The organism is Acinetobacter sp. 148, assembly GCF_031196675.1.
In the GTDB taxonomy this organism is placed as follows: domain Bacteria; phylum Pseudomonadota; class Gammaproteobacteria; order Pseudomonadales; family Moraxellaceae; genus Acinetobacter; species Acinetobacter baumannii.
In genome coordinates, this window is sequence record NZ_JAVIMT010000081.1 from 62,067 (window position 1) to 85,311 (window position 23,245).

A 23,245-nucleotide genomic window follows, 5' to 3' on the forward strand; every position below is an offset into this window, starting at 1 on the left:
CATATGCCGGTTGTTTTTTTAGTCTTGTTCCAATTCTTTACGAATAAGATCACGTATTTCTTCCGGAAGACGACGTGGCATTAGATCTTTACTTAAACATGCCAACTCAACCTCACCAGAAGCAAGCAAGATTTCACCACGATAAATATTTTGTTGCAACACAAATGACGCAGCTTTACATGAAACTACACGCGCTGTAACAGTAATTAAGTCATCCATTAAAATAGGACGCATATATTTTACGTCAATTTTATATACCACAAAGTTGTAGTCTTTTTGATGCCAGTAATGGTCAACGCCAGCAGCGCGGAGCCATTCTGTACGGGTACGTTCCATATAGCGAATGTGGTTGGCATGGTAAACAATACCACCTGCGTCCGTATCTTCAATATAAACACGAATGTTGAATTCAAAATGATTCGCCATGAGAGTATTCCGTTTTAGTTCACTATAGAGCTTTATATTTAAAATATGACTGTTAAATAAAATATCAGTTCTATCCAAAGCCATACATCTGCTTTTAAATACGGGGCAGTTTAGCAGATTGCATACTAAGTCCTATGGCACAACCTTTCAATCGCGACTGCTGTCTTTCTTCTTTAAAACGGAACACTCTATGGTGAGCATATTGTTAAGTTAAGACTGTTTCCATGCAGCCTGAACTTGTTTAGCGATATTCGGATAGTCTAAAACGAATCTTATATGTAGCTCGGTTCCTGTCTTTAAGGCCTTATCATCTACTATAAAAGAAGGGTTGTGATTTGGTGCAGCTTGGCTTAAGTCCTGATTTTCAGGTGTTGCTCCTAAGAAAACGAAGAAAGAGGGCATTAATTTCCCATAATAGGTAAAATCTTCACTTGCACTTGCATTATGGTCCAAAACATGAAGATTCGAATCTCCAACAGTTTTGGCTAATGTTGGCTGGATAAGTTGAGTAAGAGCTTTATTATTCATGGTTACTGGAGCATAAGGCGCAATTTCAACTTTTGCTGTTACATCATTAGCTTGAGCGTTATTTTCCACCAGAGTTGGTAAGCTCTTTAGGATATTTTCTCGGATCTGTTCGTTATTGGATCGAATAGTACCGATCATATTGACCTGTTCAGGAATCACATTTCCAGCTGTACCGCCTTGAATATTGCCAATACTAATAACGCCCATACCTTGGGTTAAGTCGGTTCTTCGGCTAATAAGACTTTGTAAATTATTAATCATTTGAGCTGATGCATAAATTGGATCTCTGCCTAACCAAGGGGTTGAGCCATGAACCTGTTTGCCGTTAACTTGAATACGTAAGTGATCGGCACTGTTTAAAATAGCACCATCTTTATAATATAGATGTCCGCTTTTCATGCCGGACATGACATGCATGCCAAAAATAGCTTCTGGTCTGTAGGCTTTAAATGCACCATCCGCAATCATTTTTCTTGAGCCGATTTGATCACCATGCGTGAAGTTATCGATATCTGCTCCACCTTCTTCAGCTGGCTGAAATACAAAAACTACAGTGCCTGATATTTTATCTTTATTGGCCGCCAGAATTTTTGCTGCACCTAATAACATTGCAGTGTGCGCATCGTGTCCACAAGCATGCATCACATAAGTTTCTTTACCTTGATAAATTGCCTTTTGTTTACTAGCAAATGGCACACCACTTTTTTCTTCCATAGGTAGCGCATCCATATCTGCTCTAAGCGCAATAATAGGGCCGGGGTTATTCCCTTTTAAAATGCCGATTACCCCTGTTTTTGCATAACCTGTTTTGACTTGAATGCCATAAGACTTTAATTCTTTTTGAACCAATGCAGATGTTTTAAATTCCATATTGCCTAGTTCAGGGTACTCATGGATGTGTTGTCTTAATTGAATGACCTGATTTTCATTTTGTTGTATAGCATCTTTTACCCAATCCGCTAGGCTCAATTGACTTATTAGGGCAAGTGGAAAAATTAAAGCAGTTTTTTTGTACATATCCTTATCCTAAAAATATTATTGTTCAGAAGATTTAATATCTAGATTTCTTATAATTCAGTTTTTAAAAATATTAAAAAATCAATAAGGTATAAAGAAAGACTTAAAAGGTATAGAGTGGCTAATTTATTGATAAGACAATTTTTATTTGAGTTAAAAAGAATAGTTAAATAAAAAAAAGGAAGAGAAAATTCTCTTCCTTTGGTTAGTTTTTAGGCTCAGGTGGCGTCATGCCAAACTGCAAATAAGATTGGTTGGTTGCAATGCGACCTCGTGCAGTACGCATAACATAACCTTGCTGAATTAAATAAGGTTCAATAACATCTTCAAGTGTTCCGCTATCTTCAGCCATAGCAGCTGCAAGGGCTTCAACACCAGCAGGTCCACCATCAAAACGTTCTAACAGCATACTTAAATAACGTCGGTCTAAGGTGTCTAAACCAGCTTTATCGACATTAAGCATATCAAGCGCACGTTGTGCCATTTCATGGTTAACTTCGCCTGTACCTTTTACTTGTGCATAGTCACGTACACGGCGTAATAAACGATTGGCAATACGCGGTGTTCCGCGTGAACGGCGTGCAACTTCTTCTGCACCCTCAACTGTAATGGGTACATCCATGAGGTTTGCAGATCGTGACACGATGTGAGTTAGGTCTTCTATAGAATAGAATTCAAGACGTTGCACAATACCGAAACGGTCACGTAGGGGCGAGGTGAGTAAGCCGGCACGTGTGGTCGCAGCAACGAGCGTAAAAGGTGGTAAATCGAGTTTAATTGAACGAGCAGCAGGGCCTTCACCAATCATGATATCAAGTTGGTAATCTTCCATTGCTGGATACAGAATTTCTTCAATTACTGGTGAAAGACGGTGAATTTCATCAATAAATAAAACATCGCCTTCTTCAAGGTTAGTTAGCATTGCAGCCAAATCACCCGCACGCTCTAAAACAGGCCCTGAAGTGGATTTGAGATTGCCACCCATTTCACGCGCAATAATATTGGCAAGCGTGGTTTTTCCTAAGCCCGGTGGACCGAAAATCAGTGTGTGATCGAGTGCTTCACCACGACCACGAGCCGCACCGATGAAAATTTCCATTTGCTCGCGTACGACTGGTTGCCCGATATAATCGGCAAGTGAAGTCGGTCGAATAGCCCGATCAAAATGATCTTCAGGTTTTTCTGTTCCACTGATTAGACGGTCTTGCATAGGTGTGTTTACTTCATCATTGATTTAAGTGCAGCACGAATAATATCGGCTGATTCAGTGTAATCGGCTTTAACCGCCGCAACAGCTTTTTGTGCCTCAAGAGGTTTATAACCTAGTGACTGTAAGGCTGCTTCTGCTTCTGCAACAGGTGAGTTCGAAACAAATTGAATCTGAGGCAGGGCGGCAGCGCTAGAAGTTCCTTGTGCCAAAGTTTTAAAACGGTCACGAAGTTCAATCATTAAACGTTCAGCTGTTTTTTTGCCTACACCCGGAACTTTAACCAAAGTATTCACATCGTCATGTTCAATTGTGTGTACCAGCAATTCAACACTTAACGTAGAAAGAATACCTAATGCCATTTTCGGGCCCACACCATTTACTTTTAGTAAGGTGCGGAAAATAGTTTTCTCTTGAGCATCACTAAAACCATAAAGCTGCTGAGCATCTTCACGGACGACCAAATGCGTCCATAGCGTAACTTTCTGGCCTTTTTGTAATTGGCAAAATGTTGAAAGTGGTGTATCAATTTCATAGCCCACACCATTTACATTCAGTAAGACAGTTGGGGCTTCTAGGGCAAACACTTCGCCAATTAAACATCCGATCATAGCGTAATTTCACTTATTCATAACTGTAAATCTGGTCGTTCTAAATGTATTAAAACGACACTAGCTGTATTTCTTTCTATATTAAGGCAGCTTAAAACAAGCCGATTTTATTACCTTGTAGCTCTTGAGCCAAGCTATAAGCCTGATGATCTGAAAACTTACTGATAATATCGAGTACCTGCATGATATTGCTGTAGTGGTTATTACTAAAGCGAGCACCGTACAAATTAAGAATAGACATCAAGCGCTGTTCTTTAAAGCTTAAAGATTTATGCGGCATCGTTAAGGGAACAAATGCATCAAGAATAGTTTGCAAACTTTGGTGAGCAATAATTTCTAAACCAGACTTTTGTGGGTGTTCGAAGATTTTTTCACGTGCCAGATTTTTGGCTGTTTCAATACCTGCCGCAATATCAGGCGAACAGTACTGTAAAAGACTACCTTTGAGCTGACCAGTAATAATTTCATAATGATGTTTGGCAAAAGCTGTAGTGACTTCATCAACCAGACGCTTCATAACACGACCACGCAATGCCGAAATTTTTTGTTGCCATGTACTGCTTGGAAGTGATAGCTCTTCAGGTTGACCATAATCTGCAATCAAGTTGAGAAAAATCGGTTCAACCTCTTGGTAATTCAGCATATTTAGAATAATGCCATCTTCTAAATCGATGAGAGCATAGCAAATATCATCGGCAGCTTCTAACAAATAGGTAAGTGGATGACGGCAGTAGTGATATTCACCTAATTGAATAAGTCCGAGCTGCTCAGCAATTTGTTTTAAAATTTCTTTTTCAGATTGATAACAACCAAATTTCGCTCGTTGGTGGGATGGACGATCACCTTGAGACGCGATTGTTTTTGAAAGCCAAGGATATTTTAAATAAGCGCCTAAGGTCGCGTAAGTTAAACGCATGCCTCCATCATCTGGATGATAGTCAATACGGGTTAATAAGCGTAATCCTTGGGCGTTGCCTTCAAACTGACGGACATCGGCTTCTTCTTCGGGAGTTAATTTTTTTAAAAAATCATTATGTGAGGCATCGTCAAACCATTCACGAATTGCATATTCACCTGCATGCCCGAAGGGTGGGTTGCCAATGTCATGAGCAAGGCAGGCCGCTTGAATAATTGCGCCGACATCGGCAGGAGAAATCCAGACAGGCAATTCATCTTTAATTTTTTCGGCTGCCAGCATGCCCATGGAACGGCCAATACAGGAAACTTCAAGCGAGTGAGTTAAACGGGTATGAATGCCATCATGCTGTGCTAAAGGATGAACTTGAGTCTTGCGGTTTAACTGACGAAAACTTTGTGAAAATATAATGCGGTCATAATCTTTATGAAATGGGCTTCGAGCCAGCTCTGTACTGCTTTTTTTACTACCTAAACGAACTGCAGATAGCAGTTCTAACCAACGCATTTGTTCCATTTATCATTATTCAAAACTATAAAGCCTGATCATGCCAAAAAAATGCTAAAAGCACTAGCTTGGTGCGACATAGTTTGTCTTAGTTCAGGTTTTATTATGTTATTGAATAAACATGAAACAATTTATTTTGAGCGAGAATGATTAAAAAAATGATTTTGAATAAAAAACACATCACTTCTTGCAGAATTAGGTTACAGAATACTGATTCTACATCTAGCTGATTTTAGCAAGACACAGTAGAATATGCGCTCTCTCTAAAGTCACATTGCGGTAAGGTTCACAAGACCTGCCCGTGGAGCCAAAATCAACATGTTTATCGTGGCCGGTGCAGCAGCACATTCTTCTTTTAAGAAAGCTCAACTATTAACACGTTTATCGTCAATTAGTTCTGTTCAATCTTTTGACAGCCAATGGGTCTATTTGTTTGATCAAGCGCTCAACGAGCAGCAAAATCAATCTGCTTTGCAATTATTAAATGACGGTGAGTCTTTTGAACTTCGTCAACCTGCAAGTGATGAGATTCAGATTTTAGTAACACCACGCGTGGGTACGATTTCACCTTGGTCATCTAAAGCGACTGACATTTTCAAAAACTGTAATACTCCAGTTCACCGTTTAGAACGTGGTCTTTTATTCACTTTAAAAGGTGTTTCTGAAATTTCTAATGAAGTAAAACAAGTACTTCATGACCGTATGACTGAAACTGTTTTTGCACAAATTGAAGATGCAAAAGCACTATTTTCAGAAACAGCACCAAAACCTTTAAATTCAATTGATATTTTAGGTCAAGGTAAAGAAGCATTAGTAAAAGCCAACAACGAATTTGGTTTTGCGTTATCTGAACAAGAAATTGATTATTTAACTGAAGCATTTACTCGACTTGGTCGTAACCCAAATGACATCGAGTTGATGATGTTTGCACAAGCAAACTCTGAACACTGTCGTCATAAAATCTTCGGTTCTGAATGGACAATTGATGGTGAAAAACAACCATTATCATTGTTCCAAATGATTAAAAACACTTATAAAGAATCTCCAACTGACGTGTTATCGGCATATAAAGATAACGCATCTGTAATTGTTGGTTATGACACGATGCGTTTTTATCCGAAAGCAGATGAAAACGGTCATTTTGTTTACAAATATAAGAGCCAAGCTGCTCACATTTTAATGAAGGTTGAAACTCACAACCACCCAACAGCAATTTCTCCATTTGCTGGCGCAGCAACAGGTTCAGGCGGTGAAATCCGTGATGAAGGTGCAACTGGTCGTGGTGGTAAACCGAAAGCAGGTTTAACAGGCTTTACAGTTTCTAACTTAAATATTCCTGGTTTTGAACAACCTTGGGAAGAAAACTACGGTAAACCTTCACGTATGGCATCGCCATTACAAATTATGATTGAAGGTCCATTAGGTGGCGCGGCATTTAACAATGAATTCGGCCGTCCTGCATTAAATGGCTATTTCCGTACTTTCGAACAAAACGTAAATGGTGAAGTGAAGGGCTTCCATAAGCCAATCATGATCGCGGGTGGTTACGGTAACATTCGTCCTGACCATGTAGAAAAAGATGCGATTCAACCGGGTGACTTGCTCATTGTATTGGGTGGCCCTGCGATGTTAATCGGTCTTGGTGGTGGCGCAGCCTCTTCTGTAGACAGCGGTACAATGGGTGAAAGCCTTGATTTCGCATCTGTACAACGTGAAAACCCAGAAATGGAACGCCGTTGTCAGGAAGTGATTGATACTTGCTGGCGTTTAGAAGACTTCAACCCAATCGTGTCTATTCATGACGTAGGTGCTGGTGGTTTATCAAATGCAATGCCTGAGCTTGTAAACGATCATGAGTTAGGTGCAGTTCTTAACCTTCGTAAGATTCCTTCATTAGAGCCGGGCATGAGCCCAATGGAAATCTGGTCAAATGAAGCACAAGAGCGTTATGTTCTTGCAATTCGTCCAGAGTCTTTAGAACAGTTCGAATCAATCTGTGCTCGTGAACGTTGTCCATTTGCCGTGTTAGGTGAAGCAACTGAAGCTCGTCACTTAACTGTTGAAGATCCATTGTTCCAAAACAATGCAGTTGATATCCCAATGCAAGTGATGCTTGGTGGTACACCGCGTATGCAACGTTCTTATGAAACAATTGAACGTAAAGGCAACGAATTTGACGCTTCAAAAGTTGATTTGAAAGATGCGATTTTCCGTGTATTGAAAAATCCTACAGTTGCGTCTAAATCATTCTTGATCACCATTGGTGACCGTTCAATTACAGGTATGGTTGCACGTGACCAAATGGTTGGTCGTTGGCAGATTCCTGTTGCAGATGCAGCAGTAACGACTACAAGCCTACAAGGCTTCACTGGTGAAGCAATGGCAATGGGTGAACGTCCACCAGTTGCATTGTTAAATCCAGCAGCGTCTGCTCGCTTGGCAGTTGCTGAAGCAATTACCAATATTGCATGTGCAAACATTGAACAAATTAGCGATATCAAACTTTCTGCAAACTGGATGGCTGCTGCTGGTCAAAAAGGTGAAGACCAAGCATTGTTTGAAGGCGTGAAAGCAATTGGTATGGAAATGTGTCCTGCTTTGGGAATTGCGATTCCTGTAGGTAAAGACTCACTTTCAATGCGTACGACTTGGAATGATAACGGTGAAGATAAAGCTGTAACATCTCCAATGACTGGCGTAATTACTGCATTTGCTCCAGTAGCTGATGTTCGTAAGACTTTAACACCTGAACTTAAGAATTTAGAAGACTCAGTACTTGTCCGTATTGATTTATCTAAAGGACAATTCCGTTTAGGTGGTTCGATTCTTGCGCAAGTATATAAAGCAATTGGTTCAGTCACTCCAGATGTTGATAGTTTTGATGATTTCAAAGCGTTCTTTGCTTTAATTCAAGACTGGAATAACCGTGGCTTGATTCAGGCTTACCATGACATCGGTGATGGTGGTTTACTCGCAACTGTAGCTGAAATGATGTTCGCTTCGCGTTTAGGTGTAGCATTAGAAGATCAGACTACTGCTGGTTTATTTGCAGAAGAAATTGGTGCAGTAGTTCAAATCAAAGCAGCTGATTGGGAAGCTTTACAAGCAGAAGTAGCTGCTTCTAGCTTAAAAGATGCAATTGCTGTAGTTGGTCGCGTAAATAATACTGATCAATTATCTGTAAATGGCTTAACTTTAGAGCGTGCAGAGTTACAACAAGCTTGGTCTGAAGTATCTCATCAGATCCAACGTTTACGTGATAACGTTGAAACTGCTGACCAAGAATTTGCTTTAATTACTGATAAATCACATCAAGGTTTGATTGCTAAACCTACATTTGATTTAAATGAACCTATCGAAGCACCGTTTATTAATAGCCGTCGTCCGAATATGGCAATCTTGCGTGAGCAGGGTGTAAATGGTCATATTGAAATGGCAGCAGCTTTCGATAAAGTTGGCTTTAACACAATTGACGTACACATGAGCGACTTACTTGCTGGTCGTGTGAGCCTAAGTGATTTCGAAGGTTTAGTGACTTGTGGCGGTTTCTCTTACGGTGACGTAATGGGTGCAGGCGGTGGCTGGGCAAAATCAGTTCTGTTCAATGCAAAACTACGTGATCAGTTTGAGCAATTCTTCCACCGTGAAGGTACATTTAGCTTAGGTATCTGTAATGGTTGCCAAATGTTGTCACAATTAGCGCCACTTATTCCGGGTGCTGAACACTGGCCACGTTTCCACCGCAATATGTCAGAAGTTTTTGAAGCACGTAGCGTAAACGTTCGTGTTGAAAAATCAGTTTCTGTATTACTTGAGGGTATGGAAGGTTCAATTTTACCGATTGCTGTAGCACATGGTGAAGGCCGTGTGGTTGCTAGCGAAGCTGATATTGCAAGCTTAAATGCAGCGAATCAAGTTGCATTGCGCTATGTTGATAGCCACGGTAACCCGACTCAACATTATCCATTGAACCCAAATGGTTCACCGGAAGCGATTACGGGCGTAACGTCTAAAGATGGTCGTGCAACGATCATGATGCCGCACCCTGAGCGTACTTTCCGTGCAATTCAACACTCTTGGAGTCCAGAAGAGTGGACTGAAGACGGTGCTTGGTTACGTATGTTCCGTAACGCACGTAAGTTTATTGGTTAATATAAAAATTGAAATAAGCCACCGTAAGGTGGCTTATTTGTATGTAGTACAATGTAAGTAGAATAAATAGTAGAGAAGAAAAATGAAGTCAAAAATCCATTTCCGTGAGTTTGCACTGTTGATGGCATTACTCATGTCTATCGTGTCTTTTTCGATAGATGCAGTGTTGCCTGCTTTAGGTGAGGTTGGACGAGTTTTTGAATTAAAGAATAATAATCAGACCCAGTGGGTCATTATTGGTATTTTCTCCGGCATGACAATAGGGCAGTTGATTGCAGGTCCACTTTCCGATGCGATTGGACGAAAACGTATTTTATTTACCGGTATTATCATCTACTTTTTGGGAAGTTTATTGTGCTTTACCACACAAAGTTTTGAATGGTTTTTAGTAGGTCGCTTTATTCAGGGTATTGGGGTTTCAGGTCCTTATGTTGCCTCAATTTCCATTGTGCGAGATAAATACAGCGGCGCTCAAATGGCCCGTATTATGTCCTTAATCATGATGGTATTTATGGTCGCTCCAGCGATTGCACCAAGTCTGGGACAACTCATTATTCACTTCTTTGGTTGGCGTGATATTTTTGTTTTATACATGATCTATGCAACTGTCGTTGGAGCGTGGGTCGCTTTACGATTAGAAGAGACGTTACTTCCTGAAAATCGTTTACCTATGCGGTTACAAGCATTTCAAGATGGGTTCAAAGAAGTTGTAAGTAATAAGACCACCATGAGCTATTTGTTATGTGCAGGCTTTTGCTTTGGTGGATTTATTGGTTACTTAGGTACTTCTCAGCAAATTTTTATGCAGCAGTTTGGTAAAACAGGGCAAGAGTTTAGTGCTTATTTTGCTGTGCTTGCTGGTGTAATGGGCATTGCTTCATTTACCAATTCTAAAATTGTCATGAAGTTTGGTATGCGTCCAATCTGTATTTATGGCTTTCTCGGTTTGTGCTTAATTTCATTAATTTTCTTAGGGATTCAACTTATAGGTGTGACTGTAGCATTTTGGATGTTTATGCTTTATGCCTGTATTTTATTTTTATTATTTGGAACTTTATTTGGTAATTTAAACGCGATTGCAATGGAACCTATGGGACATGTAGCTGGTATGGCATCAGCTATTATTGGTGCAGCTTCGTCCGTATTGTCGCTTATTCTTGCCTCTATTATTGGGCAATTATATAATGGCACACTAATTCCAATGACTTGCGGTTTTGTCATTTTATGTGGTTTAGCATTTATGATGACAGTATATGAGAACAGATATTTAAAGAAATCGAATGCTTAAAATGATCCAGAATAATGATAGCTCACTGAATTAGAAAATTTTCTTTAAACTTAAAGTAAAGGTAAGAAAATACGTTTTTTAAGTACTTTAAGAAAATCTATAAGAGTATAGACATAAGTATATTTAACCCCTTATGCTTGGATTGCTGTTGGTTCAATTTTTGCTTTCTCTGTAACAACGATAAAAATCGGAGATCAAAATGATGAAAAACAAAAATCACATAAGAACGATGTACACAAGAGATAAAGGTTGGCGCTTATTTGGCTTGGCGCTTGCCCTGCAAATACTTTTTATTGGAGCAAATTATTTAGCAATGATGAGCTGACTTTGATTCGGAGTCTTCTTAAAGGGTATGATTTAAAGCAAATTACTAGTTTTGAGTCATTCTATTCATGTTAAAGCTGATTTATTACGTACCAGAGTCACATCTTGAGTCGACTAAACAGTCTATATTTGCGGCCGGAGCAGGTGGGATAGGGAACTATGAACAATGTGCTTGGCAAGTTAAAGGGATAGGGCAATTCAAGCCAGTTAAAGGAGCTGACCCTTATATTGGAGAGCTAGGTGAACTTGAACAAGTTGACGAATGGCGTGTTGAAACGATTGTGCTTGAAGAAAAGGCAAGTGCAGTGGCAAAAGCATTAAAGGCAAGCCATCCTTACGAAGAGCCTGCCTTTGAGTTTATTCAAATCATAGAAGTTGATTTTTAATTAAACTGTGAAAAGTCCGGTTTACGTTTTTGCATAAATGCCTGCACAGCTTCTAGCATTTCTGGTGATTGAACGCGTTGCATAAAGATTTCTGCTTCATGGTCAATACATTCAATAATCTGATCTAAATCATGTTTCATTAATGCTTTGGTTTGTTTTAATGAAGCAAGCGGTAAAGCTGTTAAGTGTTGGGCAGTTGCCTGAGCAGTGGCATAAGCATCTTCAACGATTTCATTAACTAAATCAGCTTGTACAGCAGTTTCTGCATTGAACTTTTTGGCAGTAAACAGAAGTTCAGCTGCTTTGTGATAACCAGCTTGTTTAACCAATAATTGACTTGCACCACCTTCAGGAGAAAGCCCAAGGCTAACAAAAGGAATTTGAAAGAGGGCCGTATTGTCGGCAAAAACGAGGTCTGCCTGTAATAAAATCGTAACACCAATACCAATTGCCACGCCTTTTACTGCAATAATAAGCGGCTTCGATAATCTGGCAGCAGATTTAAGGAGTACAAATGGAGGAACTTGACCTGCTGGGCCAGCATTCGGGTTTTGTACAAAACCCATAAAATCTTTCATGTCATTACCAGCGGTAAAGTCATGTTCGGCACCACGTAGAACGATTACTCGTACATCTTTATTTTGGTCGGCTTCATCAAGTGCTTTGGCAATCCATAAGTAAAGTTCGCCATATAATGCATTTTTTGCTTCTGGGCGATTTATGGCTAAGGTGAGTACGCCACCTTCTAAATTTGCTTGTAAATGTTGATGAGGTTGTTGAATACAGCTAAGTGTCATCGTACTATCCTTGCTTTAAACCACGTTGTTGATTTTTAGGTTCTCATTATGGCGCATATTTTTTGTAATGAGCGTAACTGGTGAGTTCATAAAAAGTGAAAAACTAATTATGTATACATTTGACTATCTCGTTTTTATAGGTCGTTTTCAGCCATTTCATTTGGCACATATGCAAACGATTGAAATTGCACTGCAACAAAGTCGCTATGTGATTTTGGCTTTAGGTTCTGCCCAAATGGAACGTAATATAAAAAATCCGTTTCTTGCAATTGAACGAGAACAAATGATTTTATCTAATTTTTCATTAGATGAGCAAAAGCGCATTCGTTTTGTACATGTGGTTGATGTTTATAATGATGAGAAGTGGGTAAAACAGGTTAAATCATTAGTAAATGGTGTAATAGAACCGAACTCAAAAGTTGGTTTGATTGGCCACTTCAAAGATGAGTCATCTTATTATTTACGACTATTTCCAGAATGGGTGATGGTCGAACTTGATAGCTTAAAAGATTCGATTTCTGCCACTCCAATGCGTGAAGCCTACTATCAGGGCAAAATTAAAACGGATGCATTTCCCAAAGGCACCATTCAATTTTTGGAAGAATTCCAAAATACACCGTTATATTTACAGCTACAGCAAAAGTTTTTACAGGCAGACCATTCAAATATTGAGGAAACCGTGTCGTCTCATAAAGAATGAGTCGATCTAACTAAAGAATCTCTGGTTTTTAAAAGTAGATTGAATTTTTTGATGCTTTTTTGAGTCTACTTTAAAAACCTGCAAATTGTTGTGTCCAATAGCTTTTTTGTTTAGCAGACTGGTCAGAAGCACATGCAATGGCATATTTGGTATATCTAGGGTTCATAATATTACTGCAATGCAGAGGACTGGCGATCCATTTAGCCATGACCTCATTTAAAGTTTTTTGTCCACTCGCGACATTCTCACCATTGGCTTTACTCAGCATATGATATTTTTTTAATCTCGCTCTTAAATCTAAACCTGTTGAGCCAACATGCCCAAGAAAGTTGTTATTTGCCATATCTTTAGAGTGAGCACTTGCACCTTGATATAAATTATTATGCCAGCTTAAAGGTTTAGCTGCAGAAAAATACTGCTGACCACATTGACGAGGATGTTGCCGAATTTGATTAATTGTATTGAGCACAGCTTGTCGGTAAGCAGGATTTTGTAAATCTTGGCAGCTTATTTCTATCGATGATTTTTGAACTTGTGGTGTAGAAGAGCTCAGTGTAGGAGGAGTGCTTGATGAATTAACGGAGCAGGCAGCAATAACAAGGCTACAAGGCAATAAAGTACAAACTTTTAGTAGATTCATAGCAATGCCTGAGTTCGAGTTATTTTAATATTTTTATCATACGCCAAATTAAAATGGCTGAGCAATTTATGTGCATGTAAAAAAGCGAGTATTCAACTCGCTTTTTTGTTACTCAGGCTTATTAAGCTGTTTGTAATGCTTTTAAATCTTCTAAAACCTGTTCAGCATGGCCGGCTGCTTTCACCTTACGGTAACTTTTAACTAAGGTTTTATTATGGAAAATAAAAGTAGAGCGTTCGATCCCCATTACTTTTTTCCCATACATATTCTTTTCTTTAATCACATCAAAGTGTTTGCAAAGTACTTCTTCTTTGTCACTAATTAAATCGATTGTCAGTGCCTGCTTTTCTGTAAAGGTTTGATGGGCTTTTACCGAGTCGCGTGATACTCCAAAAATGCGAGCACCTAAAGCATCAAATTGATCTTTTAAACAAGAAAAGCCGACAGCTTGTGTTGTACAGCCTGGCGTTGAGTCTTTAGGGTAGAAGTAAATAATCAGCCATTCATTATCGACTTCAGCCAAATTAACTTCGCCGTGTGTGGTTGGGAAAACCTGATTTGGCAGTTGAATATTCTCAGACATTTCTTATCCTTTAAAAGTTAAATTTGATCTAATTCAAGTGGTAAAAAAGCATATTCTTCATGATAAACAATATCGAGCTTTCTTACAGGAATAGCTTTGTTAAAAATTAGACCATCAATCACAGTGGTATGAAATTCACCACCTTCTCCACATGGATCAATTCCACGGTTTTCAAGTTCCTGTATATATTCTAACGATAACACTTGACCTAAATCTTCCACCTTCATTCCGAGTTTAAGGTTTACAGTCACAACTACACTCTGAAATCCAAGTTGAATAAATTCTTCAACAACTTCACGATGGGGCCGTAGCCAGAGCGGCATTCCTAATTTAAGGCCCACTGTTTTAGTAACACGATCATGCCAACAACCATGTTCCGGCATATCTAAATCACCTGTAACCAGTACCTCAGCACCTTTTTGTTTGGCTTCATTTAATAAGTTGATGAATTTATTTTCATAGTCATTCCAGCTAGAAGATGCCATAAATACAGGTAAGCCAATTGCTTGTGCTTGCGCCCGAATAATATCAAGTGGCATTGCATGTGAACGGGAGCGTTGTCCTTGCTCTTCTAGCATAACGATTAAACCAATTACGTTACCAGTTTGCATGGCATGATAAAGTGCAAGAGAGCTATCTTTACCTCCACTAAAGGAGACAATTGACGGTCTGTTATGTGCGTTAGTTTTCCATTGTTCTTGCATGACTTATTTCGAATGAAGAGATCGGTGTCATTTTAACAGAGCTATAAAAAAGCCTGCATAAATGCAGGCTTAATTTGGAGCAACAAAAGCTTATTTTTTAGGAGCTTGTTGTTGAGCTGCTTTCATTGCTTCTTCAGTTAGTTTCTCAAGCTTAGTTGTTAACTGAGGACCGAAACATGCTTTAAGGTCACGGTTTTGCTGTTGTACAAAAGCTAAAGAACTTGGGCTTTTCTTCGCATTGATTGCGCTTTGAATTTCCCATTTTTGTGCTTCAGTCACTTTACCTTGCGCTTCAACTTGACAGCTACAGAATTTGCTAACTTCAGCTGAACTTAATTTACCGCCTTTTGCAGTTTGGTCTTTACAAACGTTGATTAATGCACCTTTAACGTTAGTGCTTTTATATGCTGCTTGAACTGGGTTTTCAGCTGCTTGAGCCGAACCAGCCATAAGTGCAGCTGCTGAGAATAAAGATGAAAGAATAAGATTTGATTTTAACAACTTCATAAATTTTACCTACTTATTGCGGTATATAGCGTGTTGGATCGGTAACACCAGCATCGATAAAGCCTTCTTTACGCAAACGGCAACTGTCACATTTACCACACGCACGTCCTTGAGCATCTGCTTGGTAGCAAGATACCGTTTGACTATAGTCTACGCCATGTTCAATCCCTAAACGTATAATATTCGCTTTGGATAAATGTAACAGGGGTGTTTCAAATTTAAGAGGTTTTCCTTCCACGCCAGCTTTAGTTGCTAAACGAGCCATATTGGCAAAAGCATCAATAAATTCTGGGCGACAGTCAGGATATCCTGAATAATCAACAGCATTGATGCCAATAACAATCGCTTCAGCATTGAAAACTTCTGCAGCTGCTAAGGCATAAGAGAGGAAAATTGTGTTACGTGCTGGTACATAAGTTACAGGAATACCTTCTTGTAATTGTTCTGGTACAGCAATGTTATGATCTGTAAGTGCAGACCCGCCTAAATTGGCTAAATCGATATTAATTACACGATGTTCAACACCTGCACGCTGAGCTAATGCTTTTGCAGCATCCAGTTCAGTGGTTGAGCGTTGACCATACATAAAACTAATAGCAATACATTCATAGCGCGCTTGTGCCCAAGCTAGGCAAGTGGTTGAGTCTAAGCCGCCTGAAAGTAAAACAATGGCACGAGGGCGCATATTTTTCTCCATATTCGGAATGATTTATTTTATTGAACGATTAGCGACCTGATTCATCGTTCCAGAGCAGTTTATGTAACTGAAGCTGGAAACGTACAGGCAGTTTGTCGTCCAGTATCCACTGTGCCAGATCACGTGCTAAACGTGGCAGGCCAACAGCACCTTTTTCAACTGCAAAAGCAGGGGAGAACCAGACAGTACTGACTTTGGTTTGCAGTTGATATTGTTCAACTTGTTGTTTTGACCATTCATAGTCTTCACGATTACAAATCACAAATTTGATTTGGTCACGCGGTGTTAAATGGTCAAGATTACTGATGAGATTACGGTGTTCTTCACCAGAAGTTGGGGTCTTTAAGTCGAGGACTTTTGAAACACGCGGATCCACTCTTGATACATCAAGAGCGCCACTGGTTTCTAGGGAAACGTCAAAACCGGCGTCACATAAACGTTGTAATAAAATTAAGCAATTGGGTTGTGCTAGGGGTTCACCGCCTGTTACACAAATATAAGGCGTTTGATATTTTTCAGCCGTTTCAATAATGTGCTCAAGTGATAGGCGTTCGCCACCTTCAAAAGAATAGGTGGTGTCGCAATAACTACAACGTAAAGGGCAACCTGTTAGACGAATAAATACAGTCGGTAGGCCAGAGGCATTTGCTTCACCCTGCAAGGAGTAAAAAATCTCGGTAATGCGTAGACCGGACGCAGGGTCAGAGACAGTAATTGCAGAGGAACGTAAGGAAGCCATTCTAGAAATACCACACTATATAAAAAATAAAATCTCTACGATCAGTGTTGATCGTAGAGATGTTTGATCAAACTGAAATTAGTCAGCGCGTAACAAATCGTTCAAACTTGTTTTTGCACGTGTTTGTGCATCAACTTTTTTCACGATAATTGCAGCATATAAGCTGTATTTACCATCAGCTGACGGTAAGTTACCTGGTACAACAACTGAGCCAGCAGGAACACGGCCATAATGGATTTCACCAGTCTCACGATCATAAATACGTGTAGATTGACCGATATAAACACCCATAGAAATAACAGAGCCTTCTTCGACAATAACACCTTCAACGATTTCAGAACGTGCGCCGATAAAACAGTTGTCTTCAATAATGGTTGGGTTAGCTTGTAATGGTTCTAAAACACCACCGATACCAACACCACCTGATAAGTGAACGTTTTTACCGATTTGAGCACATGAACCTACAGTTGCCCATGTATCAACCATTGTGCCTTCATCTACGTAAGCACCAATGTTGACATAAGATGGCATTAACACCACATTTTTAGCTTGGAAACTACCACGACGAGCAACAGCAGGAGGAACAACACGAACACCCGCAGCTTTAAATTGCTCTTCAGTCCAACCAGAGAATTTAGTTTCAACTTTGTCGTAGAAACGAAGATCACATGACTCGATTGGTTTATTGTCATTAAGTTTAAATGATAATAAAACAGCTTTTTTTAACCATTGATGAACAACCCATTCACCATTGATTTTTTCTGCAACTCGAAGTGTACCGTTATCTAAACCAGCAATTGCTTCTTCAACAGCTTGGCGAATTTCGCTTGGGCAATCTGCTGCAGTGAAATTTGCGCGGTCTTCAAATGCTTGCTCAATGATCGTAGAAAGCTGAGACATGATCTTCCTTCCATAAAAAATTTTAAAGATTTTACACTAATTTGTGACAAGAATCTTTGAAAAAACGTGTTACGTTTAATTGAGGTATAAATGAGTTAAATCAAAATAAGCTTATTAGATAATCAAGTGTTTTTTACACAAAAATGATTTGAAAATAAAAATTTAACTCAATTTGTATCAAAAAATAACAGAAATCTAGCAGTTTTTGTATAAAAAAGAATCTATGCTCTTGAATATAATTTTTGTCACAAGCTGAATAAATTAAAAACAGAGCCTTTTCTTAAGGAGAAAACGATGAAAGTATTACGTGTTTTAGTGACAACTACAGCTTTACTTGCTGCTGGTGCTGCAATGGCGGATGAAGCTGTTGTTCATGATAGCTATGCATTCGATAAAAACCAATTAATTCCAGTAGGCGCTCGTGCTGAAGTAGGTACTACAGGTTACGGTGGTGCTTTGTTATGGCAAGCAAACCCATATGTAGGTTTAGCATTGGGTTATAACGGCGGTGACATTTCTTGGCGAGATGACTTATCAATTAATGGTACTAAATATGACGTTGATATGGATAATAACAACGTATATTTAAATGCCGAAATTCGCCCATGGGGTGCAAGTACTAACCGTTGGGCTCAAGGCTTATATGTAGCTGCAGGTGCGGCGTATTTAGATAACGATTATGACCTAACTAAACGTTCACAAGATGGGACTATTAAAGTAAATGGTAATAATTATAACTTTAATGGGTCAGTGGATGGTAAATTAAGTTATAAAAATGATATCGCTCCTTATTTAGGTTTTGGTTTTGCACCTAAAATCAATAAAAACTGGGGCGTATTCGGTGAAGTAGGTGCTTACTATACTGGTAACCCAACAGTAAATCTTAAATCAAATGGTACTTTTGTTAATGTTAACGGTGCTGACTTTGATAAAGATTTACGTGCTGAAGAAAATAAAATCCGTAACGACGATAAATATCAATGGTTGCCAGTTGGTAAAGTTGGTGTGAACTTCTTCTGGTAATAAAGCTTAAAAAAACGAGCTTCGGCTCGTTTTTTTATGTCTAAAAATAAAAAAGAGCTACTTACGTAGCTCTTTTATTTTTCCCTTAAATTTTATTCATCTGGATAGGCAATTTTTTTCAATGCTTTAATGTCAGCATCAGGTGAGCATAAAGAAATAAACTCATAACCATAACCACGTAATAAATGGCCTTTGCGAACAGCAATCCATGTGGTGTTGACACCAAAGATATCAGTTTTAATTTGTTTTAAACGATAGTCACGTTCTGCATCGTAAGCGACATCATTGACAATTCCAACGCCCATGCCGAGTTCAACGTAAGTTTTGATAACATCGGCATCAAGAGCAGACATTACAATATCGGCATCAATTTGTGCATCTTCAAATGCTTTATCGATCTTTGAACGACCTGTAAAACCGCCGTGATAAGTAATTAGTGGGTATTCAGATAAAGCATCAAGATCAATTTTATCGAGCTGTGTAAGTGGGTGATCTTGAGGAGTAATAATGCTGTGCTGCCATTGATAGTATGGAATGCTTGCTAAATTTTCTTCAGTTGTTAAAGACTCTGTCGCGATGCCAATATCAGCTTCACCTTGTAAAAGCATTTCTGCAATTTCGACAGGGCTTGCTTGTTGCAAAATCAAATGAACTTTTGGAAATAGTTTCTTAAATTGATTGACGATTGGTGGTAATACATAACGTGCTTGAGTATGAGTTGTTGCAATCGTTAAAGTACCTTCGTCCACTTTATTAAAATCATCGGCAAGACGTTTAATATTTTCAGCATCTACAAGCATGCGTTCTACAATGCTAAGGAGTGATTGACCGGGTTCAGTTAAACCAAGCAGACGTTTACCTTTACGGACGAAAAGTTGTACGCCTAATTCATCTTCTAAATCTTTAATATGTTTACTTACACCTGATTGAGAGGTGTATAACGCGGCAGATGCTTCCGTTAAATTAAAGTTTTGGCGTACTGTTTCTCGGATAATTCTTAATTGTTGAAAGTTCATTTACACTTTTCCTCAAAAGAGGTGAGGAACGGCTTTAAATACCGCGAGATGGCTCCTCACCAAATAATTCCTTAAGCAACTTGATCTGCAAATAGGTGAAGTTGAGATGCACTTACCCAAACAGTTTGATTTGGTTTAAATGCATGTTGTTTTGCAGCTTCACTGCTCAGAGCAATCTCAATTAAACGTCCATTACGATCTTGTAATTCCGCCACTACTTTTCCAGCAATCCAGACTTCACGTACAAAAGTTGCTTCAATTGTATTTGCCTGTGGTTGCGCATGAATATGTAACTCATCCGGACGGGCAAAAGCAATTACTTTTCCTTGTGGTGCCTGAACTGTGGTCGGTAATTCGATACGATCATTGCCAATACGGATAATACCGCTTGCATGTTCACCTTCAAAACGATTTGCTTGACCCAAGAAATCAAATACAAATGGTGTTGCAGGTTTTTCGTAAACTTCACGCGGAGAACCAATTTGTTCGACGTTACCTTTATTCATCACAATAATTTGGTCTGCTACTTCAAGTGCCTCTTCCTGGTCATGGGTTACGAAAATTGAAGTGATATGCAGCTCATCATGCAAGTTACGTAACCAGCGGCGTAATTCTTTACGAACCTTAGCATCTAGTGCACCAAATGGTTCATCAAGCAATAACACACGAGGTTCTACGGCAAGTGCACGAGCTAAGGCAATACGTTGGCGTTGACCACCAGAAAGCTGGGCTGGATAACGGTCTGCTAAAAAGCCCAGTTGAACCAGATCAAGCAGACGAGTCACTCGTTTTTTAATTTCGGCTTCCGATGGGCGTGTGGCACGAGGACGGACACGTAAACCAAAGGCAATATTGTCAAATACGGTCATATGACGGAATAAAGCATAGTGCTGAAAAACAAAACCGACCTGACGTTCACGGACATGTACATTGGTTGCATCTTCGCCTTCTAGTAAGACTTGACCGCCATCTGCTGACTCTAAACCCGCAATAATACGAAGTAGCGTCGTTTTACCGCAGCCAGATGGGCCGAGTAAGGCAACCAGTTCACCCTCTGGGAAATCGAGTGAAATATTTTTAAGCGCATGGAATGCACCAAAGTGTTTTTCAATATTTTTAACTTGAATACTCATGATTTCATTCCTTACGAATCAGTTGAATGCGGTTCTGGTTTGTCTTGATGTAGTTCTAACCAGGTTTTTAAAATCAGTGTTAATAGTGCCAAGAAAGCAAGTAGTGAGGACACCGCAAAAGCTGCACTAAAGGTGTACTCGTTATATAAAATTTCGACATGAAGAGGTAGGGTATTGGTCTCACCACGGATGTGGCCAGAAACTACTGATACTGCCCCAAACTCACCCATTGCACGGGCATTACACAAAATCACGCCGTAAATCAGACCCCATTTAATGTTAGGGAGTGTGACTTTCCAAAAGGTTTGCCAACCTGATGCACCGAGTACAATCGCTGCTTCCTCTTCTTCAGTTCCTTGCGCTTCCATAAGTGGAATTAACTCACGCGCCACAAATGGAACTGTAATAAAGATGGTCGCTAAAACAATGGCAGGTACGGCATATAGAATCTTGATGTCATGTTCCATGAGCCAACCGCCTAACCAGCCTTGAGCACCGAAAATCAGTACAATCATTAAACCTGCAATAACAGGTGAAACCGAAAAAGGCATATCAATAATGGTGGTTAAAATTGCTTTACCTTTAAACTGAAATTTGGAAACAGCCCATGCAGCGGCAACACCAAATATCACATTAATCGGAACGGCAATTGCTGCGGTCAATAGTGTTAATTTCACTGCTGATAACGTATCTGGATCAATTAAAGCTTGAACATAGACTTCAAGGCCTTGTTTAAATGCTTCAACAAAAACCAGAATAAGTGGCAACATGAGGCAGCTAAGGAAAAAAATCAGTGCAATTGTAATGAGTGTATAACGTACCCAAGTTGGTTCACGTGTCGCGTCACGAGATTGCAATTTCAAGGCAAGTGCATTGCTGTCGGTATGTAGGTTCATGTGACATTTCTCCCTGTACGACGGTTTGCCCATGCTTGAAGTAAGTTAATGACAAATAAAATAATGAAAGAGAGAACCAACATCACTGCTGCAATAGTCGTGGCACCTGCATAGTCATATTCTTCTAGGCGAGAAATGATCATAAGCGGAGCAATTTCAGTTTTAAACGGCTGGTTACCTGCAATGAAAATTACAGAACCATATTCACCTACACCGCGAGCAAACGCTAAAGCAAAGCCTGTAAATAGGGCAGGGAGTAATATTGGTAAAATAATTTTAGTAATGGTCTGCCAACGATTTGCACCGAGTGCGGAAGCTGCCTCTTCAAGTTCAGTTTCAATATCACTTAATACCGGTTGAACGGTTCGAACAATAAAAGGAATACCGATAAACACTAAAGCTAGCGTAATCCCGATGGGGGTATATGCAACCTGAATACCAAGTGGTTCTAAATATTGACCGATCCAGCCTGTAGGCGCATAGAGTGAGGTCAACGCAATGCCTGCAACCGCTGTTGGAAGTGCAAAAGGTAAGTCCACTAAGGCATCAACCAGACGCTTTCCGGGAAAGTTATAACGGACAAGGCACCAAGCTAAAAGTAGCCCAAAAACAACATTAATAAACGCCGCAATTAAGGCTGAACTAAAGCTGAGTTGAAGCGATTTTAAAATACGCTCAGAGGTTAAAATTTCCCATAGTCCGTCCCATCCGATTCCAAATGATTTGATAAAGACTGCGGCTAATGGAATAAGCACAATAAAAGAAACGTAAGCGAGGGTGAAGCCCAATGATAGACCAAACCCAGGCAGCACTCGGGATCGCTGCGACATGATATTTCCTCAAAGAGAAAAGCCTGCTGAAATCAGTAAGCGAATAAATAAAGATAAACGGCGCGGTATAAAGCTAGGTATTAAGCAAATTTCAAAGAGAAATGTGTCTTTACCGGATCAATAGATGAGTGGCTACACATCGAGTCTTCAGGAAGTAGATGATTCAGTAAGTCAGGAAACGGACCGAAGCCTGAAGCAACATTAATATGACCGACTTGTCCAAGGTTAATCGGGGTTAATTGCCAAGATTTCGCAAGCTGTAAAGCATCAAAAAAGTCTAACCATGGATCATTTTCACTAATGAGTAGCGTTGCAGGCACATTAATTTTTAGCTGATGAAAATAATCTTTGTAGTCAGTCAAACTATGACGGGCAAATCCCGCTTCACCAAAACGTGCCGGATTTGCAGGAGCAACCAAAATCAGTTTTTTAACTTGAAGTTGTAACTCTGGATGCTCTGCTAAGGCAGCAACACTAGTTAGGCAGCCGAAACTATGCGCAACAATTTGGACTGGTGTTTGTATTGCTTGAACTGTGTTAACGAATCGCTCAATCCATTCGCTTAATACGGGTCTATCCCAGTTTTTTTGCTCAACGCGAGAACTAGACACGAGTTGACGCTGCAACCAAGATTGCCAATGTTGATGTTCACTTCCACCTACACCCGGAACAATTACAGTGTGTGTCATGTCTGTTCTCCTTATCGTTAGAACAAAGA

Annotated in this window: 24 protein-coding genes; 6 read left to right on the forward strand and 18 right to left on the reverse strand. The window is 39.6% G+C overall.

Annotated features, from left to right (window positions below; all coding sequences use genetic code 11):
• Positions 1 to 18 precede the first annotated feature (18 nt).
• From ybgC to RFX69_RS14210, 5 genes are all read right to left on the reverse strand, one after another.
• On the reverse strand, positions 19 to 426 hold the full coding sequence (gene ybgC, locus RFX69_RS14190) for a tol-pal system-associated acyl-CoA thioesterase (protein ID WP_001273591.1): 408 nt from the start codon (positions 424 to 426) through the stop codon (positions 19 to 21).
• A 210-nt stretch (positions 427 to 636) separates the two neighbouring features.
• Positions 637 to 1,971 carry a M20 family metallopeptidase gene (locus RFX69_RS14195; protein WP_289332547.1) on the reverse strand — a complete coding sequence of 445 codons (1,335 nt, stop codon included), beginning with the start codon at positions 1,969 to 1,971 and terminating at the stop codon, positions 637 to 639.
• A gap of 205 nt (positions 1,972 to 2,176) precedes the next feature.
• Positions 2,177 to 3,181 carry a Holliday junction branch migration DNA helicase RuvB gene (ruvB, locus tag RFX69_RS14200; protein ID WP_289332546.1) on the reverse strand — a complete coding sequence of 335 codons (1,005 nt, stop codon included), beginning with the start codon at positions 3,179 to 3,181 and terminating at the stop codon, positions 2,177 to 2,179.
• A gap of 8 nt (positions 3,182 to 3,189) precedes the next feature.
• Complete coding sequence (gene ruvA, locus RFX69_RS14205; RefSeq protein ID WP_000578663.1) at positions 3,190 to 3,789, reverse strand: Holliday junction branch migration protein RuvA; 600 nt, start codon at positions 3,787 to 3,789, stop codon at positions 3,190 to 3,192.
• Between the two features lie 91 nt (positions 3,790 to 3,880).
• Positions 3,881 to 5,221: a deoxyguanosinetriphosphate triphosphohydrolase gene (locus tag RFX69_RS14210; RefSeq protein ID WP_000437078.1), complete on the reverse strand. Its 1,341-nt coding sequence runs from the start codon at positions 5,219 to 5,221 to the stop codon at positions 3,881 to 3,883.
• Between the two features lie 309 nt (positions 5,222 to 5,530).
• On the opposite strand from RFX69_RS14210, the gene purL reads away from it, so the two are divergent.
• The 4 genes from purL (at position 5,531) to RFX69_RS14230 (ending at position 11,362) form a co-directional block, all read left to right on the forward strand.
• The gene (purL, locus tag RFX69_RS14215; protein ID WP_271055841.1) at positions 5,531 to 9,364 is read left to right on the forward strand and encodes a phosphoribosylformylglycinamidine synthase; all 3,834 of its coding nucleotides are present in this window, start codon (positions 5,531 to 5,533) and stop codon (positions 9,362 to 9,364) included.
• Between the two features lie 82 nt (positions 9,365 to 9,446).
• A complete protein-coding gene (locus tag RFX69_RS14220; protein ID WP_031978079.1) occupies positions 9,447 to 10,652 on the forward strand; it encodes a multidrug effflux MFS transporter in 1,206 nt (401 codons plus the stop codon).
• A gap of 199 nt (positions 10,653 to 10,851) precedes the next feature.
• The gene (locus tag RFX69_RS14225; protein WP_000977277.1) at positions 10,852 to 10,977 is read left to right on the forward strand and encodes a KGW motif small protein; all 126 of its coding nucleotides are present in this window, start codon (positions 10,852 to 10,854) and stop codon (positions 10,975 to 10,977) included.
• Between the two features lie 67 nt (positions 10,978 to 11,044).
• Complete coding sequence (locus tag RFX69_RS14230) at positions 11,045 to 11,362, forward strand: NIF3 1 (protein WP_000916029.1); 318 nt, start codon at positions 11,045 to 11,047, stop codon at positions 11,360 to 11,362.
• Here RFX69_RS14230 and RFX69_RS14235 read toward each other — a convergent pair.
• The gene (locus RFX69_RS14235) at positions 11,359 to 12,159 is read right to left on the reverse strand and encodes an enoyl-CoA hydratase-related protein (RefSeq protein ID WP_271055839.1); all 801 of its coding nucleotides are present in this window, start codon (positions 12,157 to 12,159) and stop codon (positions 11,359 to 11,361) included. The two genes, RFX69_RS14230 and RFX69_RS14235, sit on opposite strands and share 4 nt — an antisense overlap.
• Positions 12,160 to 12,268: 109 nt before the next feature.
• Between RFX69_RS14235 and RFX69_RS14240 the strand changes: the two genes are divergently transcribed.
• Positions 12,269 to 12,859 (forward strand): nicotinate-nicotinamide nucleotide adenylyltransferase, encoded by a 591-nt coding sequence (locus RFX69_RS14240; protein ID WP_001991184.1) that lies wholly within the window; start codon positions 12,269 to 12,271, stop codon positions 12,857 to 12,859.
• A 70-nt stretch (positions 12,860 to 12,929) separates the two neighbouring features.
• Here RFX69_RS14240 and RFX69_RS14245 read toward each other — a convergent pair whose 3' ends face one another.
• From RFX69_RS14245 to dapD, 7 genes are all read right to left on the reverse strand, one after another.
• The gene (locus RFX69_RS14245) at positions 12,930 to 13,499 is read right to left on the reverse strand and encodes a CAP domain-containing protein (protein ID WP_005128123.1); all 570 of its coding nucleotides are present in this window, start codon (positions 13,497 to 13,499) and stop codon (positions 12,930 to 12,932) included.
• A gap of 121 nt (positions 13,500 to 13,620) precedes the next feature.
• Entirely contained in the window at positions 13,621 to 14,082 is a 462-nt protein-coding gene (locus RFX69_RS14250; protein WP_309169478.1) for a peroxiredoxin, read from the reverse strand.
• A gap of 17 nt (positions 14,083 to 14,099) precedes the next feature.
• Positions 14,100 to 14,786: a diphthine--ammonia ligase gene (locus tag RFX69_RS14255; RefSeq protein ID WP_272412676.1), complete on the reverse strand. Its 687-nt coding sequence runs from the start codon at positions 14,784 to 14,786 to the stop codon at positions 14,100 to 14,102.
• Between the two features lie 90 nt (positions 14,787 to 14,876).
• Positions 14,877 to 15,293 carry a hypothetical protein gene (locus tag RFX69_RS14260; RefSeq protein WP_000771345.1) on the reverse strand — a complete coding sequence of 139 codons (417 nt, stop codon included), beginning with the start codon at positions 15,291 to 15,293 and terminating at the stop codon, positions 14,877 to 14,879.
• A gap of 13 nt (positions 15,294 to 15,306) precedes the next feature.
• Positions 15,307 to 15,978, reverse strand: a complete 672-nt coding sequence (gene queC / locus RFX69_RS14265; protein WP_001247780.1) for a 7-cyano-7-deazaguanine synthase QueC — start codon at positions 15,976 to 15,978, stop codon at positions 15,307 to 15,309.
• A 40-nt stretch (positions 15,979 to 16,018) separates the two neighbouring features.
• Positions 16,019 to 16,729 carry a 7-carboxy-7-deazaguanine synthase QueE gene (gene queE / locus RFX69_RS14270; RefSeq protein ID WP_309169479.1) on the reverse strand — a complete coding sequence of 237 codons (711 nt, stop codon included), beginning with the start codon at positions 16,727 to 16,729 and terminating at the stop codon, positions 16,019 to 16,021.
• Positions 16,730 to 16,807: 78 nt separating this feature from the next.
• On the reverse strand, positions 16,808 to 17,629 hold the full coding sequence (gene dapD, locus RFX69_RS14275; RefSeq protein ID WP_000080867.1) for a 2,3,4,5-tetrahydropyridine-2,6-dicarboxylate N-succinyltransferase: 822 nt from the start codon (positions 17,627 to 17,629) through the stop codon (positions 16,808 to 16,810).
• A 294-nt stretch (positions 17,630 to 17,923) separates the two neighbouring features.
• Here dapD and carO point away from each other — a divergent pair, with 294 nt between their 5' ends.
• Positions 17,924 to 18,652 carry an ornithine uptake porin CarO type 4 gene (gene carO / locus RFX69_RS14280; RefSeq protein WP_000866518.1) on the forward strand — a complete coding sequence of 243 codons (729 nt, stop codon included), beginning with the start codon at positions 17,924 to 17,926 and terminating at the stop codon, positions 18,650 to 18,652.
• Positions 18,653 to 18,744: 92 nt separating this feature from the next.
• Here carO and RFX69_RS14285 read toward each other — a convergent pair whose 3' ends face one another.
• From RFX69_RS14285 to RFX69_RS14305, 5 genes are all read right to left on the reverse strand, one after another.
• A complete protein-coding gene (locus tag RFX69_RS14285; RefSeq protein ID WP_001011052.1) occupies positions 18,745 to 19,668 on the reverse strand; it encodes a CysB family HTH-type transcriptional regulator in 924 nt (307 codons plus the stop codon).
• 71 nt (positions 19,669 to 19,739) lie between these two features.
• A complete protein-coding gene (locus tag RFX69_RS14290) occupies positions 19,740 to 20,801 on the reverse strand; it encodes a sulfate/molybdate ABC transporter ATP-binding protein (RefSeq protein ID WP_000027499.1) in 1,062 nt (353 codons plus the stop codon).
• A gap of 11 nt (positions 20,802 to 20,812) precedes the next feature.
• On the reverse strand, positions 20,813 to 21,697 hold the full coding sequence (gene cysW / locus RFX69_RS14295) for a sulfate ABC transporter permease subunit CysW (protein ID WP_001048807.1): 885 nt from the start codon (positions 21,695 to 21,697) through the stop codon (positions 20,813 to 20,815).
• On the reverse strand, positions 21,694 to 22,527 hold the full coding sequence (gene cysT / locus RFX69_RS14300) for a sulfate ABC transporter permease subunit CysT (RefSeq protein WP_000083115.1): 834 nt from the start codon (positions 22,525 to 22,527) through the stop codon (positions 21,694 to 21,696). Before cysT ends, cysW begins: the two co-directional genes overlap by 4 nt.
• Before the next feature lie 80 nt (positions 22,528 to 22,607).
• The gene (locus RFX69_RS14305) at positions 22,608 to 23,216 is read right to left on the reverse strand and encodes an alpha/beta hydrolase (RefSeq protein WP_272392299.1); all 609 of its coding nucleotides are present in this window, start codon (positions 23,214 to 23,216) and stop codon (positions 22,608 to 22,610) included.
• Positions 23,217 to 23,245 lie beyond the last annotated feature (29 nt).

Bases quoted from the DNA above. Each gene is read 5' to 3' on its own strand.
- ybgC (WP_001273591.1), bottom strand. From the start codon at position 426: ATGGCGAATCATTTTGAATTCAACATTCGTGTTTATATTGAAGATACG.
- RFX69_RS14195 (WP_289332547.1), bottom strand. From the start codon at position 1,971: ATGTACAAAAAAACTGCTTTAATTTTTCCACTTGCCCTAATAAGTCAA.
- ruvB (WP_289332546.1), bottom strand. From the start codon at position 3,181: ATGCAAGACCGTCTAATCAGTGGAACAGAAAAACCTGAAGATCATTTT.
- ruvA (WP_000578663.1), bottom strand. From the start codon at position 3,789: ATGATCGGATGTTTAATTGGCGAAGTGTTTGCCCTAGAAGCCCCAACT.
- RFX69_RS14210 (WP_000437078.1), bottom strand. From the start codon at position 5,221: ATGGAACAAATGCGTTGGTTAGAACTGCTATCTGCAGTTCGTTTAGGT.
- purL (WP_271055841.1), top strand. From the start codon at position 5,531: ATGTTTATCGTGGCCGGTGCAGCAGCACATTCTTCTTTTAAGAAAGCT.
- RFX69_RS14220 (WP_031978079.1), top strand. From the start codon at position 9,447: ATGAAGTCAAAAATCCATTTCCGTGAGTTTGCACTGTTGATGGCATTA.
- RFX69_RS14225 (WP_000977277.1), top strand. From the start codon at position 10,852: ATGATGAAAAACAAAAATCACATAAGAACGATGTACACAAGAGATAAA.
- RFX69_RS14230 (WP_000916029.1), top strand. From the start codon at position 11,045: ATGTTAAAGCTGATTTATTACGTACCAGAGTCACATCTTGAGTCGACT.
- RFX69_RS14235 (WP_271055839.1), bottom strand. From the start codon at position 12,159: ATGACACTTAGCTGTATTCAACAACCTCATCAACATTTACAAGCAAAT.
- RFX69_RS14240 (WP_001991184.1), top strand. From the start codon at position 12,269: ATGTATACATTTGACTATCTCGTTTTTATAGGTCGTTTTCAGCCATTT.
- RFX69_RS14245 (WP_005128123.1), bottom strand. From the start codon at position 13,499: ATGAATCTACTAAAAGTTTGTACTTTATTGCCTTGTAGCCTTGTTATT.
- RFX69_RS14250 (WP_309169478.1), bottom strand. From the start codon at position 14,082: ATGTCTGAGAATATTCAACTGCCAAATCAGGTTTTCCCAACCACACAC.
- RFX69_RS14255 (WP_272412676.1), bottom strand. From the start codon at position 14,786: ATGCAAGAACAATGGAAAACTAACGCACATAACAGACCGTCAATTGTC.
- RFX69_RS14260 (WP_000771345.1), bottom strand. From the start codon at position 15,293: ATGAAGTTGTTAAAATCAAATCTTATTCTTTCATCTTTATTCTCAGCA.
- queC (WP_001247780.1), bottom strand. From the start codon at position 15,978: ATGCGCCCTCGTGCCATTGTTTTACTTTCAGGCGGCTTAGACTCAACC.
- queE (WP_309169479.1), bottom strand. From the start codon at position 16,729: ATGGCTTCCTTACGTTCCTCTGCAATTACTGTCTCTGACCCTGCGTCC.
- dapD (WP_000080867.1), bottom strand. From the start codon at position 17,629: ATGTCTCAGCTTTCTACGATCATTGAGCAAGCATTTGAAGACCGCGCA.
- carO (WP_000866518.1), top strand. From the start codon at position 17,924: ATGAAAGTATTACGTGTTTTAGTGACAACTACAGCTTTACTTGCTGCT.
- RFX69_RS14285 (WP_001011052.1), bottom strand. From the start codon at position 19,668: ATGAACTTTCAACAATTAAGAATTATCCGAGAAACAGTACGCCAAAAC.
- RFX69_RS14290 (WP_000027499.1), bottom strand. From the start codon at position 20,801: ATGAGTATTCAAGTTAAAAATATTGAAAAACACTTTGGTGCATTCCAT.
- cysW (WP_001048807.1), bottom strand. From the start codon at position 21,697: ATGAACCTACATACCGACAGCAATGCACTTGCCTTGAAATTGCAATCT.
- cysT (WP_000083115.1), bottom strand. From the start codon at position 22,527: ATGTCGCAGCGATCCCGAGTGCTGCCTGGGTTTGGTCTATCATTGGGC.
- RFX69_RS14305 (WP_272392299.1), bottom strand. From the start codon at position 23,216: ATGACACACACTGTAATTGTTCCGGGTGTAGGTGGAAGTGAACATCAA.